Genomic DNA, 17,020 nt, shown 5'->3' on the forward strand with positions numbered 1-17,020 from the left:
GGTGCGCTCCTTCTCCTACGCCCGCGCCCGCAGCATCGACGACGTCCAGGCCTGTGCCGCAGACGACGACGTCGCGCTCCTGGCCGGTGGCACGGAACTCGTGAACTGGATACGCATCGGCATCGAACGTCCGCAGCGTGTACTCGACATCGGGGGATTGCCCGGGCTGCGCGAAATCCGGCGCCTTGAGGGCGGCGGCCTGCGCATAGGCGCCCTGGCCAAGCTCAACGAGGTGGCGCAGCATCCCGATGTCGTGTCCGGGTATCCGGTGTTGTCCCAGGCGATCTTGAAGTCCGCCTCCGCGCAGTTGCGGAATCTGGCCACCATCGGGGGCAATCCGCTGCAGCGGACGCGATGCCCCTATTTCCGTTCCGAGGACCCCGCGACTCCCTGCAACAAGCGCATCCCGGGTTCGGGCTGCTCCGCCCTCCACGGTCTGAACGATCGGCACGCCATCTTCGGCTGGACGGAGGACTGCGTGGCCGTCCACCCCTCCGACCCGGCAGTCGCGCTCGCCTGCCTGGACGCCTTCATCGTCACCGAGTACGCCGGTGGCGGGCGGCGGCTGCCGGTCAGGACCTTCCACCCGCTGCCGGGCGAGGAACCGACCGGCCACTCGGTGCTGCGCCCCGGCGAGCTGATCGTGGCCATCGAACTCGGCGATGCTGCGCCGCAGTCCGCCTATCTGAAGGTGCGTGAGCGCGAGAGCTACGAGTTCGCGCTGGTCTCCGCGGCCGCTGCCGTCGAGATCGAGGACGGCCGCATCTCCCGGGCCCGCGTGGCGCTGGGCGGCGTCGCGGCCCGTGCGTGGCGGCTGGTCCGGGCCGAGCAGGAGCTGATCGGCCTGTCCGTCGGCTCGGCTGAGGCTACGGAGGTGATCACCGGGGCGTTCGCCGAGGCACGGCCGCTCGCGATGAACGGCTACAAGATTCCGCTGGCGCGCAACACCGCCCTGCGTGCCCTGGCACTTGCTGCGAGGCAGTCATGACCATCGGTGAGCCCATCTCGCGCCTGGACGGCCCCGCCAAGGTGACCGGTGCCGCTCGCTACGCCGCGGACCAGTACGTGGCCGGGCAGCTGTACGGAGTCTTCGTCGGCTCGACGGTCCCGGCCGGGGCCGTCGAGCGGATCGACGTCTCCGACGCCTTGCAGGAACCGGGGGTGTTCCGGGTACTGACGGCCGCGGACATGCCCCGGCTGCACCCGGACTTCGATGCCGTCACGGTTCCGCCGCTGGCGACGCGCTTCGTTCCCATGCAGGGGAACGAGATCCACCATACCGGCCAGCCGGTCGCCATGGTGCTCGCGCAGACGCTGGAGGCCGCAGAGGCCGCCGCCGAGCGGGTGTCCGTGGCCTACCGGCGTGCACCCTTCGTCGTCCCGGACACAGCGTCTGTCGAGGAGCCGGCACCGGACAGCGGCTACCGACTGATGGGTGATGTGACGTTCCGCAAGGGCGACGCCGTCGAGGAACTGGCGCACGCGCCCGTCCGCGCCGGCGGCTCGTACGTCCAGCCCTCCCGCCACAACAACCCGATGGAGCCCTCGGCAATCCTCGCGGCCTGGGCGGACGACCGGTTGACCGTGTACGACTCCGTGCAACACGTCTACGCGGTCCAGTCGACTCTCGCCGCCGTCTTCGGACTGCAGCCGGCCCACGTACGCGTCATCGCGCCGCACACCGGGGGCGGCTTCGGCGCCAAGGCGTACATCTGGCCGCACGAGATCCTCACGGCGATGGCGGCGAAGGTGTGCGGGCGCCCGGTCAAGCTCGTCCTGACGCGCGCCGAGATGTACACCGTCGTGGGCTACCAGCCCCGGATGGTGCAGGAGGTGCGGCTCGGCGCCGACGCCGCCGGGCATCTGACCGCGGTCGTCCACGCGGCCGACAACGTCACCTCCATGACGGACGACTACATCGAGTTCGGCAGTGCTCCGTCGAAGGCCCTCTACGCCACTCCCACCATCGCGCTCGACCAGCGGGTGCGCCGCGGGCACGTGAACATCCCAACATTCATGCGGTCCCCGATCGACGGCCCCGGCACCTGGGCGCTCGGCTCGGCCATGGACGAACTGGCGCACGCCCTGGGGCAGGACCCCCTCGTCCTCCGGCTGGCCAACTACGCCGAGACCGATCCGGGCGACGGACGGCCCTGGTCGTCCAAGAAGCTGAGGGAAGCGTACGAGGAGGGCGCACGCAGGTTCGGCTGGCGCGAGCGGCCTCGCGGCGGCACCCGTGACGGCGACTGGCTGATCGGGTGCGGGCTGGCCGACTGCACCCAGGGACAGTTCCGCTTCCCCTCGCAGGCGCGCGTGCGGCTCAAGGATGACGGTACCGCCCTGGTCGAGGCCGGGTACGTCGACATCGGCGCGGGCTCGACCACGATCTTCCCGCAGATCGCCGCCGACGTGCTGGGACTGGAGCCGACCGCGGTGACGGGGGTGTCGGGCGACAGCGACCTGCCGTTCGCAGGCCCCACCTACGGTTCCGGCACCACGATCGGTATGGGTGCCGCGGTGCAGGACGCCGCCCGCAAGGTCGTGGCACACCTGGCCGAACTGGCCGGCTGGCCCGCGGAGGGGGTTCAGGCCCGGGAGGGGCAGCTGCACCACCAGGGCAGTTCCCGGGCGTTCGGGGACCTCATGCGGCAGGCCGGAACGCGGGAACTCGTCGGTGAGGGGGCGTTCGCCCTGCCCGGCAACGCGTTCGCCGACGCCGGCGATGCGACGTACTCCACGCGCACCTTCGGCGTGATGTTCGTCGAGGTCGGGGTCGATCCGGAGTTGGGCCTGCTGCGCCTTCGCCGCGCCACCGGCGTGTACAGCGCGGGTCGGATCATCAACCCGCGGACCGCGCGCTCGCAGATGATCGGCGGAGTCGTGTGGGGTTGGGGCATGGCCGCCATGGAGGCCAGCCGCTACGAACCGGTTCTGGGGCGCTGGCTCTCCCCGGACCTCGCCGGGGTGGCCCTGCCCGTCAACGCGGACATCCCGCCGGACATCGACATCGCCTTCGTCGACGAATTCGACAAGCATGCGGGACCGCTGGGCGCGAAGGGCATCGGCGAACTGTCCGCCACCGGCGTCGCCGCGGCCGTGGCCAACGCCGTGTTCGACGCGACGGGCCGGCGCATCCGTGAACTTCCCATCACGCCCGAGAAACTCCTGGAATCCCACTGAGCCGGCAGCCTCGCGGGCAGGCAACGGCTCCCCACCCGCCCGCGAGGCTGTCATCCACCCGAAGACCCCCGAACACCAAGAGGATCGGACACGATGCTCGACATCGCAGCGGAGCTGACCCGCTGGTGCGACCGCGGCGAGCCCTTCGCCGTGGCGACCGTCGTCGCGGTCAGCGGCAGCGCTCCACGAGAGCCCGGCGCGGCGCTGGCCGTGAACGGGGCAGGCGAAGCCATCGGAAGCGTCTCCGGGGGTTGCGTCGAAAGCGCTGTGTACGCGCTGTGCCAGGAGGTCCTCGACACCGGCAGGCCGACCGTCGGGCACTTCGGCTACTCGACGGACGACGCGTTCGCCGTCGGCCTCACCTGCGGGGGCACGATCGATGTGATCGTCGAACGGGTCGACCCCACAACCGGCACCCCGCTCGCCGCCGCTCTGGCCGCGGTCGCAGCCGGGCAGCGCTGCGCCCTGCTCCGCGTCGTGACCGGTCCGGAGACACTGCGCGGCAAGGCTCTGTTCCTCCAGGCGGACGGGACTGCGACGGGCGGCTTCGGCGACCCCGCACTCGACGACGCCGCACGCGCTGAGACCCGGGCATTCCTCGACCTGGGGCGCACCGGCACGATCGAAGTCGGCGCCGAGGGCGGACTGTGCGGCGAGCCGGTCACGCTCCTGCTGGAATCCAGCGTGCCGCCGCCGCGCATGCTGGTGTTCGGCGCGATCGACTACGCGGCTGCCCTGGCGCAACTCGGGGCCTTCCTCGGCTACCGCGTCACCGTGTGCGACGCACGACCGGTATTCGCCACCCGCAACCGCTTCCCCCACGCGACCGAGGTGGTGGTGGACTGGCCGCACCGCTATCTCGCGACCACCGACACCGACGCTCGCACCGTGGTCTGCGTCCTGACCCATGACGCCAAGTTCGACGTCCCGCTGTTGCAGCAGGCCCTGCGGATGCCGGTCGCCTACGTAGGGGTCATGGGTTCCCGGCGCACCCACCAGGACCGCCTCAGCCGCCTGCGCGAGGCGGGGCTCGGCAAGGCCGAGCTCGCCCGGATGCGCAGTCCGATCGGCCTGGACCTCGGGGCCCGCACGCCCGAGGAGACCGCCGTGTCCATCGCAAGCGAGATCGTGGCCTGCCTGCGTGGTGGAGGCGGCGCACCGCTCGCCGACGGACACGCGCCGATCCACGGAAACTTCCTTCCACCACGGGCCAGGGCCGGGACCGGCCGCACCGACACATCCGGGCCCCCGGACGACGGGCGGAGAACCGCCTGACCGGCCCCACCCCCAGGTCTCTGCCGGAGCACTGCGGATATCCGCAAGCTCTGTGACTGCCCGCTCTGTTCAGCGGGCTGCTCGCCGACACCGGCCGACCGATGCGGACGCTCTGTCCATCGGCGACCTCACCGACGGGCATCTCGGCAGAGCCGCGACGCAGTGCCGCAATGGCGCACCCGAGCAGCCGAGTCCCGCCTGCCCGGGTGTGCGAAGTGCCAGTGGTGCACACCGTCGAGGAGAAGCTGGAACGCGTCGAGGCGGGGCGTGGCGTCGTCGTGCCTCCGCGCGGCCGCCGGGTAGTCCGCCTGCACGGGGCGCCCTTGACGGATGCGGGGAACTCGCGCGGCTATGCGCACGGCGCGAGGTCGATGAGTACGTTGCAGACGAGGCGGACCGCGGGGTCGTCCAGGTCAAGGCCGGAGATGTCCCTGATGCGTCCCAGCCGGTAGCGCAGGGTCGTGACGTGGATGCCGAGCTCCCGGGCCGTGGGCGCGGGCTGGGCCCCGAAACTCAGGTAGCAGCGCAAGGTCTGGATGAAGTCGCTCGCCCGCCGGCTGTCCTCCTCGGCCAGTCTCAGCAGGCCCGGCAGGCGCAACTGCTCGCGCTGGGCGAGCATCTGCCGCAGCTCGTGCAGGATGACCTGCGGAAGAACGTCGTCGTAGGTGGCGAACCGGTCATCGTCCGGGGCTGACCGGACGACGCCGACCGCGTCCTCGGCCTCCTGTCTGCGCTGGTTGAGCCTGCCCAGCTGAGGCCCGATGGTGCTGACCGCGCCGCAGAGCCGGTCCCGCAGCACCGGCACGGACCGGTTGACGATCTCGCGTCCCAGCCGCAGCATGCCTTCTTCGGGCTGGTTTGCGGGGAGCGCCAGGATCGCGAAGACCAGCTCCCCGACCCGGGCCACCGCGGCGTGCCACCGGAAGGCCTCGCAGGACAGCGCCACGTGGTCGGTGATTCGGTCCCAGACCTCGTCGGGCAGGACCTGCTGCGATGACGGCGCCACGGCCATCACGCCGAAGGCCGCGCCATGCGGCAATCCCAGTTCCGTGGCGTGCCTGTGCAGGAGTCCGCGCCCGTCCAGCAGGGCCCGTACGAGGTTGTCGCGACGGATCCGCTCGGCACGGTGGCCCTCCAGGTGTCGCAGCAGGTGCGGCACGGCGATGTCCGCGGCCCGCCGTAGCGCCTGCGGGGCCGTACCGGGCAGTGGCTGGTCGCCTTCGGCCGCCCACAGGACGCCGAGCAACTGCTGTGAGTCCCGCACAGCGGTGATCAGCCGCCGGTGGGCCTGCCCTGGGCCGGAAGGGAGGTCGACGACGTCACTCGTGGTGCGCAGCCGCTCCAGGTCGCCCGTCTGCTCCAGATACGCCAGCCACTCGGGCGGCATGCGCCGCCCCAGGATCGCGGTGTTGCGCCCCTGGTCCATCGCTCCGGTGAACGAGGAATACGCCAGCACCCGGAAGTTGGCGTCCTCGATGATGGTCGGGCCGCCCACCATGTCGGCGAAGGCGTCAGCCAGCGCGAACAGGTCGCCCTGCGGTACCTCCCCGGTGGCGTCGGCGCCCGCCGGTGCCGGCTCGCCTCCCGGCTCCGAGGAGATCTGCGCGCAGGCGCGGATCACGGCCGACCACGACGCGGAGACCTTGAGCAGGACCAGGGCGATGCCCCGCTGCCGGGCCGTCAGCTCCCAGGCACCCCGGGTCTCGGGGTCCGGCGGCTCCCTCAGCACCACCCCGGCGCAGTCCTGGGCGAGCACGTCCGCGCCGGGAACACCCACACCGAGCAGCAGGCCTCGCGCCTCGTGCTTCCTGCCGGGCTCCCAAGGTGCCGCTCCCGAGAGCGACACCCCCGCAGGAGGGGGGACGACCAGCTCGGCCTGGCCCTCCAACGCGCATACGACATCATCCACGGTCGCCACGACAGCACCCCTTCCTCGATTCGAATGATGAAGGGCGAAATTCTTCCTCTGACCGGCGGAATGGCTGAGGAGGTGGCGAGTCTACAGTTCCGGACATCGCAGCTCATCGCAGACGTGAAAGGACTCTGACGATGACGTCTACGGCAGTGATCACCGGCGGTGGAAGAGGCCTGGGCAGGGAGATCGCGGTGGCCCTGCACACCGCCGGCCACCGCGTCGTCCTGGCGGGACGGGACAAGGACGTACTCGATCTGACGGCTCATGAGATCGATCCGACGGGCGACGCGGTCCTGTCGGTGCGGTGCGACGTGCGCGACGAGCTCGCGGTCGCGGCGCTGACAGCGAGGGCCCTGGACCGGTTCGGACGGATCGACGTTCTGGTGAACAACAGCGGCATCGCCGGCCCCACCGCCCCCGTGTGGGAGACCGACGCCCAGCTCTGGCGGGACACCATCGAGACCAACCTGGTCGGCGCCTTCCTGTGCTGCCGGGCGGTCCTGCCGACGATGATCGCGCAGCGCTCCGGGGCCATCGTCACAGTCGGCTCGATGACCGGCAAACGGCCGCTGTTCGGCCGCACCGGCTACGCCGCGAGCAAGACCGCGCTGATCGGCCTGACCCGGACCCTGGCCACCGAGGCAGGACCGTACGGGATCCGCGCGAACCTGGTCTCCCCCGGCCCGCTCGAGGGCGACCGGATCGAGCGGGTCTTCCGAGCCCAGGCCGCCAGCCGCGGCATCAGCGTCGACGCGGCACGCGCCGAGATGCTCGACGACTCACCGCTGGGCCGACTGGTGCCGGGCGCGGACGTCGCGGCGGCCGTGGTGTTCCTGGCCAGCCCGGCAGCCTCCTCCATCACCGGCGAGGACCTCAACGTCTCCGCCGGGATCGTCACCTACTGACCACCCCCGCCCGAGAGCCCCGAAGGGGAGGAACATGCAGCTCATCGACCTGTCCCAGGACATCTACCAGGGAATGATGGTCTATCCGGGCCACCTGAAGACCGTCGTGTTCGACCACGCCACGCACGAGGAGACGGCGCTGCGGTTCGACAGCGGGTTCTCCTTCCAGACCAAGGGCCTGATGATCAATGACAACGGGCCTACGCACGTCGACTCCTTCTCCCATCTGGACCCGGACCCGGCCGCGCAGACCATCGACCAGATGCCGCTCGACCTCTTCTACGGCCAGGCGGTCTGCCTCGACGTCTCGCACGTCCCGGCGCGCACCGACATCACCGCGGAGCACCTGGACGCCGCCGAACAGGCGGTGGAGGTCTCCGTCGAACCGGGCGACATCCTCCTGCTGCACACCGGCACCTTCGGACGCCACGCCGGGCAGCCGCAGTACCTGACCGACTTCCCCGGCCTCGGCGAGTCCGCCAGCAAGTGGATCGTCGATCGCGGGGTCAAGACCTTCGGCGTGGACAGCCCCACGCCCGACAACCCGGCCAGCCGGATCTACCCCTGCCACCTGATGTGCCGTCACCACGGCATCACCCACTACGAGAACCTCGCCAACCTCGACCAGCTCATCGGCCGGCGGTTCACCTTCGCCGGCTTCCCGCTCAAGCTCGTCGGCGGCCACGGCGGCCCCACGCGAGCCGTCGCCCTGCTCGACAGCGCCAACCAGTGAGCCCGACAAGGACACCCCTGGGCTTCCCGATCTTACGAATGACCAGGACGAACCCCCACGAAGAGAGGTAAGGGCCCATGTCGCAGACCGTGCTCAAAGCAGCCGCCTCGGCCGACCAGGCTCGCCGCAGCACGACCGATGTTGCGCAGACCGTGGCGAACATCATCGACAGTATCCGCGAACGCGGCGACGCGGCCGTCCGCGACCACTCCCAGACGTTCGACAAGTGGTCACCGGACTCCTTCCGCCTCGACCCGGACCAGATCAAGAAGATCGTGGCCCAGGTCCCGGACCAAGTCATCGAGGACATCACGCAGGTCCAGGCGAACGTACGACGCTTCGCCGAGGCACAGCGCGCCTCGCTGGCCGACATCGAGATCGCCACCGAGCCGGGTGTGTACCTGGGGCACCGCCACATACCCATCGCGGCGGCCGGCGCCTATGTTCCCGGCGGCCGCTACCCGCTGACCGCCTCGGCGCACATGACCATCGTGACGGCGAAGGTGGCCGGTGTGCCGCGCGTGGCCGCCTGCACCCCGCCGATCCGGGGGCAGATCCCCGCCGCGACCATCGCCGCGATGCATCTGGCGGGCGCAGACGAGATCTACCTTCTCGGCGGGGTCCAGGCAGTGGCCGCACTGGCGGTGGGCACCGAGACGATCGAACGGGTCGACTTCATCGCCGGGCCGGGCAATGCCTACGTCGCCGAGGCCAAGCGTCAGCTCTTCGGTGAGGTCGGCATCGACCTGTTCGCCGGCCCGACCGAAACCCTCATCGTCGCGGACGACAGCGCCGACCCGTTCATCGTGGCCGTCGACCTGCTCAGCCAGGCCGAGCACGGCCCCGACTCCCCGGCCGTCCTCATCTCCACCTCCCAGCAGGTCGCCGAGCGGGCGATGGCCTACATCGACCAGCTCCTGCCGACCATGCCCACCCGGGACTTCGCCGAGCGGGCCTGGAACGACCACGGCCAGGTCCACCTCGTGGCCACCGTCGAGGAGGCGTATGCCCTGGCCGACCGTTTCGCCTCCGAGCACGTCCAGATCCTCACCGCGCAACCGCGCCGAGCCCTGGAGTCGATGCGTAACTACGGTGCGCTCTTCCTCGGCGAGGGCACCTGCGTGAGCTACGGCGACAAAGTCATCGGCACCAACCATGTCCTGCCCACCCGGGGCGCCGCGCGCTACACCGGGGGCCTGTGGGTCGGCAAGTACCTCAAGACGGTCACCTACCAGGAAGTGACGGACCAGCAGAGCAGCGCCGCCCTGGGGCGGCTGTGCGGCCGGGCCGCCCGGGTCGAGCTCTTCGAGGGCCACGCGCGCTCGGGCGACGTGCGCGAAGCCAAATACTCCGGCCGGCCGTTGGCCTGGAGCGATCACACCTTCACCAGATAGCCGGTTGCCCGGCGGAGCCGCGAAGGGGCGGTGTTCACCATGCTCGAAACTTCTGCCGACACACCAAGACGATCCGCGAGAGAGAGGATCACCCGGCGCCAGTGGACCACGCTGGCGGGGACGACACTCGGCTGGGGTCTGGAGGGATTCGACGCCAGCCTGTTCACGCTGGTGGTTGTCCCGGCCACCAAGGACATCCTCGGCCCGCAGGCGAACGCGGCCTCCGTCGCCTTCCACGTAGGCCTCGCCGTCACTCTCTTCCTCGGCGGCTGGGCGGTGGGCGGGCTGCTGTTCGGCATGCTGTCGGACTACTTCGGCCGGGTCCGGATCCTGATGGCGGGCGTTCTGGTCTACGCCGTCTTCACCGCCGCCTCTGCCCTGGCCCACGAGTTCTGGCAGCTCGCCGCCCTGCGGTTCGTCGCCGGACTCGGCTCCGGAGTCGAGGGCCCGGTGGGCGCCGCCCTGATCGCAGAGACCTGGAACAACCGGTACCGGGCCCGCGCCGCCGGTGTCATGGCTTCCGGATACGCCGCGGGTTTCTTCCTCGCCTCCCTCGTCTACGGCCTGATCGGAGCGCACGGCTGGCGGGTCACCCTGCTGGTCGCGGTCGTCCCTGCCGTCGTGGCGCTGTTCATACGCCGCTACGTCCGCGAGCCCGAAGCGGCGATTGCAGTACGCCGCCGGCGCGCGCAACGCCGGGCCGCCTCGGCCCCCCGTACAGCCGAGGACCGCTTCGTCCTGCGGCAGGTGTTCACCCCGCCGCTGCTGCGACACACGGTTGGCTGCCTGCTCATCTCCACAGGGGCGCTGTTCGCGTTCTGGTCGATCACCACTTGGACGCCGCAGATCATCACCACCCTCGCGGCCGCGCGCGGCATCCCGCCGGTCGCCGCCGTGGCAACGGCCACCGCCCTGCTCAACCTCGGTGGTGTGATCGGCTACGCGAGCTGGGGGTTCATCGCCGACGCGATCGGCCGGCGAGCGGCATTCATGATCAGCTTCGCGGCCTCCGCGGCCGGCGTCTGCGCCCTCTTCCCGTTCCACCACAGCTACCAGACCTACCTGTGGCTGCTCCCGCTGGTGGGCTTCGGGATCTTCGGCACCCTCGGCGGCAACCTCGTCTGCTTCCCCGAACTGTTCCCCACCGGGGTCAGGGCCTCGGCCGTGGCCCTGGCCAACTCCACGGGCCGACTGCTGACCGCCGCCGGACCTCTGGTCGCCGGCACCGTGGCCACGCGCTACTTCGCCGGCGACCTCGGCCTGGCGGTTACGTTGGTCTCCGCCGTGCTGCTGATCGGGGTCGTCGGCGTCGCAGTCCTTCCGGAGACGAAGGGCATCACGCTCGACGCGTAGCCCACGCAGTTCCTGAGCCGCACCTCGTTGACGAAAGGTAGGAACAATGACGTGGAACGAAGGGCAGGCCCCCACTCCTGCCGACGCCATGGTGGTCGAGTGGGACGTGGCCGTGCCGATGGACGACGGCACCGTGCTGCGCGCCGACATCTTCCGCCCGGCCAAGCCCGGCAACTATCCCGCGCTGGTGACCTACGGCCCCTACGCCAAGGGGCTCCCGTTCCAGGACGGGTACCCCACCGCGTGGGAGCGGATGGTGAGCGAACACCCCGACGTCGCCGCGGGCTCAAGCAACACCTACCAGGTGTGGGAGGTCGCCGACCCGGAGAAGTGGGTGCCGCACGGCTACGCGTGCGTCCGGTTCGATTCGCGCGGCTCCGGCCGCTCCCAGGGGTGCCTCGACACCTTCTCCCCGAGAGAGATCCAGGACTTCCACGACTGCATCGAATGGTGCGCCACCCTGCCCTGGTCCAACGGGAAGATCGGCCTGCTCGGCATCTCCTACTACGCGAAGAACCAGTGGCTGGTCGCCGCGACCCAGCCCCCGCACCTGTCCGCGATGTGTGTGTGGGAGGGCTCCTCGGACTGGTACCGGGAGTTCGCCCGCCACGGCGGAATCCTGTGCACGTTCGCCACCAACTGGTACGACATGCAGGTCAAGACCGTCCAGTACGGGCGGGGCGAGGCAGGCGGCCGCAGCCCCCTCACGGGCCGGCTCATCTGCGGTGACGAGACCCTGCCGGAGAGCACCCTCGCGCTCAACCGCGCCGACCTCGGCGGTGATCTGCTGCGCCACCGCCTGGCGGACGACTACTCCCGGGCCCGGACCACCGACTTCTCCAAGATCACCGTCCCGCTGCTGTCCGCAGGCAACTGGGGCGGCCAGGGCCTGCACCTGCGGGGCAATGTCGAAGGCTTCCTCAAGGCCGCCTCACCGCTGAAGTGGCTGGAGATGCACGGCCTCGAACACTGGACGCACTTCTACACCGACTACGGAGTGGACTTGCAGCGCCGCTTCTTCGACCACTTCCTCAAGGACGAGGACAACGGCTGGGACCGGCAGCCCCCTCTGCAGCTCCAGATCCGTCACGTGGACGGCACGTTCACCCAGCGGTACGAGGAGTCCTGGCCACTGCCGCGCACCCAGTGGACCAAACTCCACCTCGACGCCGCTCACGCCGCTCTCGGCACCGACGTCCCCGCGGCCGCGAGCACCTCGTTCGACGCCCTCGGCGACGGAGTCACGTTCGCCACGGCGCCGCTGGAGCAGGACACGGAGATCACCGGCCCCATGGCGGCACGCGTGTTCGTCGAGTCCACGACCGAGGACGCGGACCTCTTCCTGGTCGTCCGCGCCTTCTCGCCCGACCAGGAAGAGGTCGTCTTCCAGGGCGCGATCGACCCGCACACCCCACTCAGCCAGGGCTGGCTGCGCGCCTCGCAGCGCAAACTCGACTCGAAACTGAGCCTGCCCTATCGGCCCTTCCACCCGCACGACGAGGCCGAGCCGCTGACCGCAGGTCAGGTCTACCAGCTCGACATCGAGATCTGGCCGACCTGCATTGTCCTGCCGCAGGGATTCACCCTGGCCCTTACCGTGCAGGGCAGGGACTACGAGTACCCCAAGGCGACGAGCGACCGCCTGTCCAACTTCAAGAACGAACTGCGCGGCTCCGGCCCCTTCCTGCACGACGACCCCGACGACAGGCCCCCGGCGGTCTACGGCGGGCGAACGACCCTCCACACGGGCGGCGACCACGCCTCGTACGTCCTCTTGCCCGTGATCCCGGCCGAGCCCCACGCAGGACACTGAGGAGCTGTACGCCACCGCCGGGCCCGCGCCCGGCGGCCGGCCGGACATCTGAACAACCCCGACAAGAACGACCGCCAGGCACGTGCCACAGCCGACGGCCGATCCCGAAGCCCGGCCCACGGCCTCAGAGAGATCCCCGAAGGACTCCGGCCGGCCGCCCGAGGCGCCCAACCGGCCTGACGGGTCGTCAGTCAACGTAGCGCCACGCAGCACCTCGGGCCTGAAGAACCACCAAACCCCTCTGCCGGGACAGAACCCTCTCCAAGGGTCCATGAACAAATTGATCCACAAGTGGGCGTCAGGCGGAGGGCTTCACCCATAACTGACCATAAGAAGAGGGCCTACACGCCCTTGACCCGCCCGCTCGACCTGCTCGGACTCACATGGCCTGCAATGATCCACGTCCAACGGGACTTGGAATCGGCCTTGGCGACGTGCCCGAAGAAGGTACGTCGTTCCGTACAACCGCGCCTGAGGGGGTCATCTGTGCTGCACCAGCGATCTGTGGGGAAGGTGCCCGGACCGAGGGGCTGTGGTGCGTGGGCAGGATTGCTCCGGTTTCACGTCCACTACGGAACATATTTGCAATACGAGCGATTTCGGAAGCTCCCACGATGGCAGGGCCCACTCCCTGCAGAGCGCTTGAATCGCTGGCGACGCCCCACGACCATAGAGCGGCTCCGCAGGCTTGTACGCTTGTGATAGTTGCGCTCAGGGCATCGTGCTGCCGAGTTGCATCATACAGAGCCCCTGACGCCTCGATGGCGAAACCGGCGGCTTGAACGGGTGCTTTACCCATAAATGCGCCAGCTGACAGTAGAGCCAACTCGGCTACTTCACATAGGTCTCCGATCAGGTTTTCGTTATTTTTGCCCGCCGCCGCGACATCAATGAGCCTGGCAAGTGCCATCACGGCCGGGCCGGTTCCCTTCATGGTCGATGATGCACTGGCGACACCCCACGACCATAGGCCCGCTCCACCAGCTTGTGCAGTGTTGACGGCGGCAGCCAGCGCATCGTTGTCCCGAATGGCCTTCGCCGCCTTATGCAGACTTTTTCCAGCGAAAAGGGCAAGTCCAGTGGAACGCGCGGCGTGATTTTGCAAAAATCCCCCCGCCGACAGGGAAGCCATTGCGGCTACAAAAATAGAGCGGTTGGCCATCCCCCAATTCAGATCGGATTTCTCCGAATTGGTCGGCAGGTCACCGCACGCCTCCGCATTCGCGAGCGTGGGCGGACAAGGGGGGGTGTCGGTACCGCTCACGGGAATTGAGAATCCCCGCTCGCCAGAAGATGAAACATCTCGTGCTGTTTGCGGCATTCAAAGTCCTGTAAAGTCGGCCGGTCCAGAATTGACCAGCGGAGATTAATCCGCACTACGACGCTGCAGCCACTCGCTCGGTTGGTGTCGCCGGATCGACGTTGAGTCCCTACGCGTACGGACGGAGTTATCAGGAAACCATTTCGACACTCAACACCGACATGCTCCCAACAGATTTACAGCGTGTTGCCGAGGCTCATGACTCGCGAGCCTGCACTTGTTCCACTATAGACAGCATGTGTTAACTCAGCGTTTCGATTGATGCAGACAAATCACATCGTTTAGAGCGTTTCACTAACCGCAGGCCGATTCGCTTGGGCGTCGGACCGTGGCTGCAAACCAGGATCGGACAAGGGGCGCCCAGGAATCGGGAAGGCGAATCAACGTCATGGAGCCACCTGGCCCGCAGGGTCCGCAGGTCCCTGCCGGTACCACCGCTCGGCGGTCCAGAGGCTGCGTTCCTGGGTCGAGATCACCGTCTCGGACCCGCTGAACGCGATGGGAGGCAATCGATCCCTCACCGAACCTCTTTCATCCTGTGCCTCAGACGTGAAATGGGCTGGTCAGGTGGGGTGACATGGCGAAGCCCCTCGTCGTTGGTCTGGTGATCCCACTCAGCACGCCATCGGCCGGGTGGCTTCGTTGGTTCCGTATCCTTCCCTGCTCGACGTCCCGCATGAGCTGGTCGAGCACGTCTCGTGGCTCATCTACGCCCGAAGGCGCGAACTTCGCACGCGCCGAAGGAAGTTGGGCTGCTTCAAGCAGGCCCTGCTGGTTCTCGCACCCCTGCGTTCAGTGGAAGGAGACGGCCATCTTGATCAACTTGCGTGCGTCGCTGTGAAGTTGCGATGAGAGCAAGCGTGGGTGGGAGGTGGATTCCAGGTACTACAGGGGGATTTTTGTGAACCGCCCTGGGTTCTCCGGGCGCGGAAGGGTTGGAGCCCCGCCGGCGCCGGGGAGTGCCGCTCGACGAAGACCACGCCAGGTGCGACCGCACCCAGCCTGGTCTACGGGCCGATCTTGTGGCCGGAGTAGCTGTCCGGCCAAGGCTGATGCATCTCAGGCTGCGAGAGAAGTGGGTCGAACGCCTGCTTGCTGCGCGACCAGTAGTGGTCGGCGGCAGCGGCAATAACGCGCGGTAAAAGAGCGGGCCGTGGTGGACCAGAGGATCCTGATCCCACGGATCTCGCGGCGGCCGTGAGCCGTTTCAAGTGAACTGCACACCTAACAGGCGCGTGGTGCACAGCGACGGGCTTACATAGAGGCCCGCTTCGTCAACAAACACATTCCGAACCTGATTATGAGGTAGAACGGTTGAAAACTGACATACGAAGCACCCGCCTTCGTAGAGCCGCCGCCGTCGCCGTAACCACCGGTTGCGTGTTCGCGGGCGGAGCCCTCGCCACGGCGCCCGCGCAGGCCGTGGCTACGCCCTCGATCGTGGCCAGGGGCGGCTACGTGATGAACAACGCGAATGGCAGGACGCTTTACAACAAGGCCGCGGACACAAGGCGTTCCACCGGTTCCACGACGAAGATCATGACCGCGAAGGTCGTGCTCTCACAGCCGAACCTGAACCTGGACGCGAAGGTCACCATCCAGAAGGCGTACAGCGACTACGTCGTCCGCAACAATGCCTCCCAGGCTCATCTGATCGTCGGGGACAAGGTGACCGTCCGCCAGCTGCTCTACGGCATGATGCTGCCGTCGGGCTGCGACGCCGCGTACGCGCTGGCCGACAAGTTCGGCTCCGGCCCGACGCGGGCGGGGCGCGTGAAGTCGTTCATCGGCAAGATGAACAGCACCGCGCGCGCCCTCGGCCTGAAGAACACCCACTTCGATTCCTTCGACGGCATCGGCAACGGCGCAAACTACTCCACGCCGCGCGACCTGACCAAGCTCGCGAGCAGTGCGATGAAGAGCTCGACGTTCCGCACGATCGTGAAGACGAAGGAGTACACGGCCAAGACCATCACCAAGGCGGGCAGCATCCGCACGATGGCTCCGTGGACGAACACCAACAGTCTGCTCAGCAGCTACAGCGGCGCCATCGGTGTGAAGACGGGCTCCGGCCCAGAGGCCAAGTTCTGCCTGGTCTTCGCCGCAACCCGACACGGCAAGACCATCATCGGCACGCTCCTCGCCTCGTCGTCCATCTCGCAGCGTGCGACGGACGCCACGAAACTCCTCAACTACGGCTTTGCCGAGTTGGGCTGACCTCGGCAGCACCAACCCTTGGGGGGCGGTCAGCCACTGCAGGATCCAGCGGCAGCAGCGGCCCGGACCGAAGGCAACGGTCCGGGGCGCTGCTCTGTACGGTCGCTGAGGGCTACTGGTCGGGATGGACGGCCCGGACGCCGGTGCCCTCGTACGGCTCGGGCGTGAGGGCGAGCAAGAAACGGCCGCTGGGAAGTCGGCGGAGGGGCGGGCGGCGTGGATGGCGTGGACGGCTGCCCAGGAGGTGGCCGGCGTGGAGCAGGCCGGTGGCGGTCAGCGCGACCCCGGTGTCGAAGGGCTCGATTCGGATGAACCAGAGTCCGTGGATGCAGGCGAGCAGGCCGGGCCGCTCGGTGTCGTCGGCGGTGAGGGAGAGCATCGGGGCGTAGAGGCTGCCAAGGCCGCCGGAGGCTTGAACGTGGAACGCGGCGACGGCCTCGCTGCGCGGGTCATTGGGGTCGTGCGGGGCCGTGGCGGCCGTAAAGTTCCAGGATGACCGCGACGGGGACCACTGCGCGGCCGCCGGGTCCTCACTGCCGCCGAGGCGCTCCAGGTGGCCGCGGGCCTTCGCCTCGGCCTCCTCGCTCGGCGCCGTTCCCAGGGTGGCTTCTGACGCCAACCCCTGCATGGCCCTTGGTCACCGGCCCGTCTGCGATGCCGGTTCAGCGATTCATACCGGAAGACTTGGATAGATTAACGCCCTTACGCACTGGGCCAGTTGTCGATGTGTGAGGTGACTGGTCGACACGTGGGCCGGATCCCCCACTCCCCCTCGTCGCGGCTTGGGCAATTTGCCCCTGCAGAGAATTCCTGAGGATTTGGCCTCGCATCTGAATTGGCCACCATCCTTCAGCCGTGATGAAATATCGCCCGCTCTGCTCCGCAATATCCCCTTCAACCATTAACTGTTTCAG

General features: G+C 68.6%; 12 protein-coding genes and 1 pseudogene. 10 read left to right on the forward strand and 3 right to left on the reverse strand.

The window, feature by feature from the left end; genetic code table 11:
- The first annotated feature begins 1 nt into the window (after position 1).
- The 3 genes from AAW14_RS28835 (at position 2) to AAW14_RS28845 (ending at position 4,455) form a co-directional block, all read left to right on the forward strand.
- On the forward strand, positions 2-988 hold the full coding sequence (locus AAW14_RS28835) for an FAD binding domain-containing protein (protein WP_265566967.1): 987 nt from the start codon (positions 2-4) through the stop codon (positions 986-988).
- Positions 985-3,180: a xanthine dehydrogenase family protein molybdopterin-binding subunit gene (locus AAW14_RS28840; protein ID WP_265566969.1), complete on the forward strand. Its 2,196-nt coding sequence runs from the start codon at positions 985-987 to the stop codon at positions 3,178-3,180. Before AAW14_RS28835 ends, AAW14_RS28840 begins: the two co-directional genes overlap by 4 nt.
- A 93-nt stretch (positions 3,181-3,273) precedes the next feature.
- Positions 3,274-4,455, forward strand: a complete 1,182-nt coding sequence (locus AAW14_RS28845) for an XdhC family protein (RefSeq protein WP_265566972.1) — start codon at positions 3,274-3,276, stop codon at positions 4,453-4,455.
- A gap of 349 nt (positions 4,456-4,804) precedes the next feature.
- Here the strand turns inward: AAW14_RS28845 and AAW14_RS28850 are convergent, their stop codons facing one another.
- Entirely contained in the window at positions 4,805-6,373 is a 1,569-nt protein-coding gene (locus AAW14_RS28850; RefSeq protein ID WP_265566974.1) for a PucR family transcriptional regulator, read from the reverse strand.
- A gap of 131 nt (positions 6,374-6,504) precedes the next feature.
- On the opposite strand from AAW14_RS28850, the gene AAW14_RS28855 reads away from it, so the two are divergent.
- From AAW14_RS28855 to AAW14_RS28875, 5 genes are all read left to right on the forward strand, one after another.
- Entirely contained in the window at positions 6,505-7,275 is a 771-nt protein-coding gene (locus AAW14_RS28855; RefSeq protein WP_265566976.1) for an SDR family NAD(P)-dependent oxidoreductase, read from the forward strand.
- A gap of 34 nt (positions 7,276-7,309) precedes the next feature.
- A complete protein-coding gene (locus AAW14_RS28860; protein WP_265566978.1) occupies positions 7,310-8,008 on the forward strand; it encodes a cyclase family protein in 699 nt (232 codons plus the stop codon).
- A gap of 77 nt (positions 8,009-8,085) precedes the next feature.
- Positions 8,086-9,402, forward strand: coding sequence for a histidinol dehydrogenase (gene hisD / locus AAW14_RS28865; protein ID WP_265566979.1), 1,317 nt, complete (start codon positions 8,086-8,088; stop codon positions 9,400-9,402).
- A gap of 39 nt (positions 9,403-9,441) precedes the next feature.
- Positions 9,442-10,755 (forward strand): MFS transporter, encoded by a 1,314-nt coding sequence (locus AAW14_RS28870; protein WP_265566981.1) that lies wholly within the window; start codon positions 9,442-9,444, stop codon positions 10,753-10,755.
- A 46-nt stretch (positions 10,756-10,801) separates the two neighbouring features.
- Positions 10,802-12,568, forward strand: a complete 1,767-nt coding sequence (locus AAW14_RS28875; RefSeq protein WP_265566985.1) for a CocE/NonD family hydrolase — start codon at positions 10,802-10,804, stop codon at positions 12,566-12,568.
- Between the two features lie 379 nt (positions 12,569-12,947).
- Here AAW14_RS28875 and AAW14_RS28880 read toward each other — a convergent pair whose 3' ends face one another.
- Complete coding sequence (locus AAW14_RS28880) at positions 12,948-13,832, reverse strand: hypothetical protein (protein ID WP_265566987.1); 885 nt, start codon at positions 13,830-13,832, stop codon at positions 12,948-12,950.
- A gap of 658 nt (positions 13,833-14,490) precedes the next feature.
- Between AAW14_RS28880 and AAW14_RS28885 the strand changes: the two are divergent.
- Both AAW14_RS28885 and AAW14_RS28890 read left to right on the forward strand, forming a co-directional pair.
- Positions 14,491-14,690, forward strand: a pseudogene (locus AAW14_RS28885) (IS5/IS1182 family transposase); the annotation flags it as partial.
- Positions 14,691-15,203: 513 nt separating this feature from the next.
- On the forward strand, positions 15,204-16,106 hold the full coding sequence (locus AAW14_RS28890) for a D-alanyl-D-alanine carboxypeptidase family protein (RefSeq protein ID WP_265566989.1): 903 nt from the start codon (positions 15,204-15,206) through the stop codon (positions 16,104-16,106).
- Between the two features lie 112 nt (positions 16,107-16,218).
- On the opposite strand, the gene AAW14_RS28895 is transcribed toward AAW14_RS28890, so the two are convergent.
- Positions 16,219-16,725: a hypothetical protein gene (locus tag AAW14_RS28895; protein ID WP_265566991.1), complete on the reverse strand. Its 507-nt coding sequence runs from the start codon at positions 16,723-16,725 to the stop codon at positions 16,219-16,221.
- Between the last annotated feature and the right edge of the window lie 295 nt (positions 16,726-17,020).

The sequence above is a fragment of the Streptomyces hygroscopicus genome (genome assembly GCF_026168105.1).
Lineage (GTDB): Bacteria > Actinomycetota > Actinomycetes > Streptomycetales > Streptomycetaceae > Streptomyces > Streptomyces hygroscopicus_D.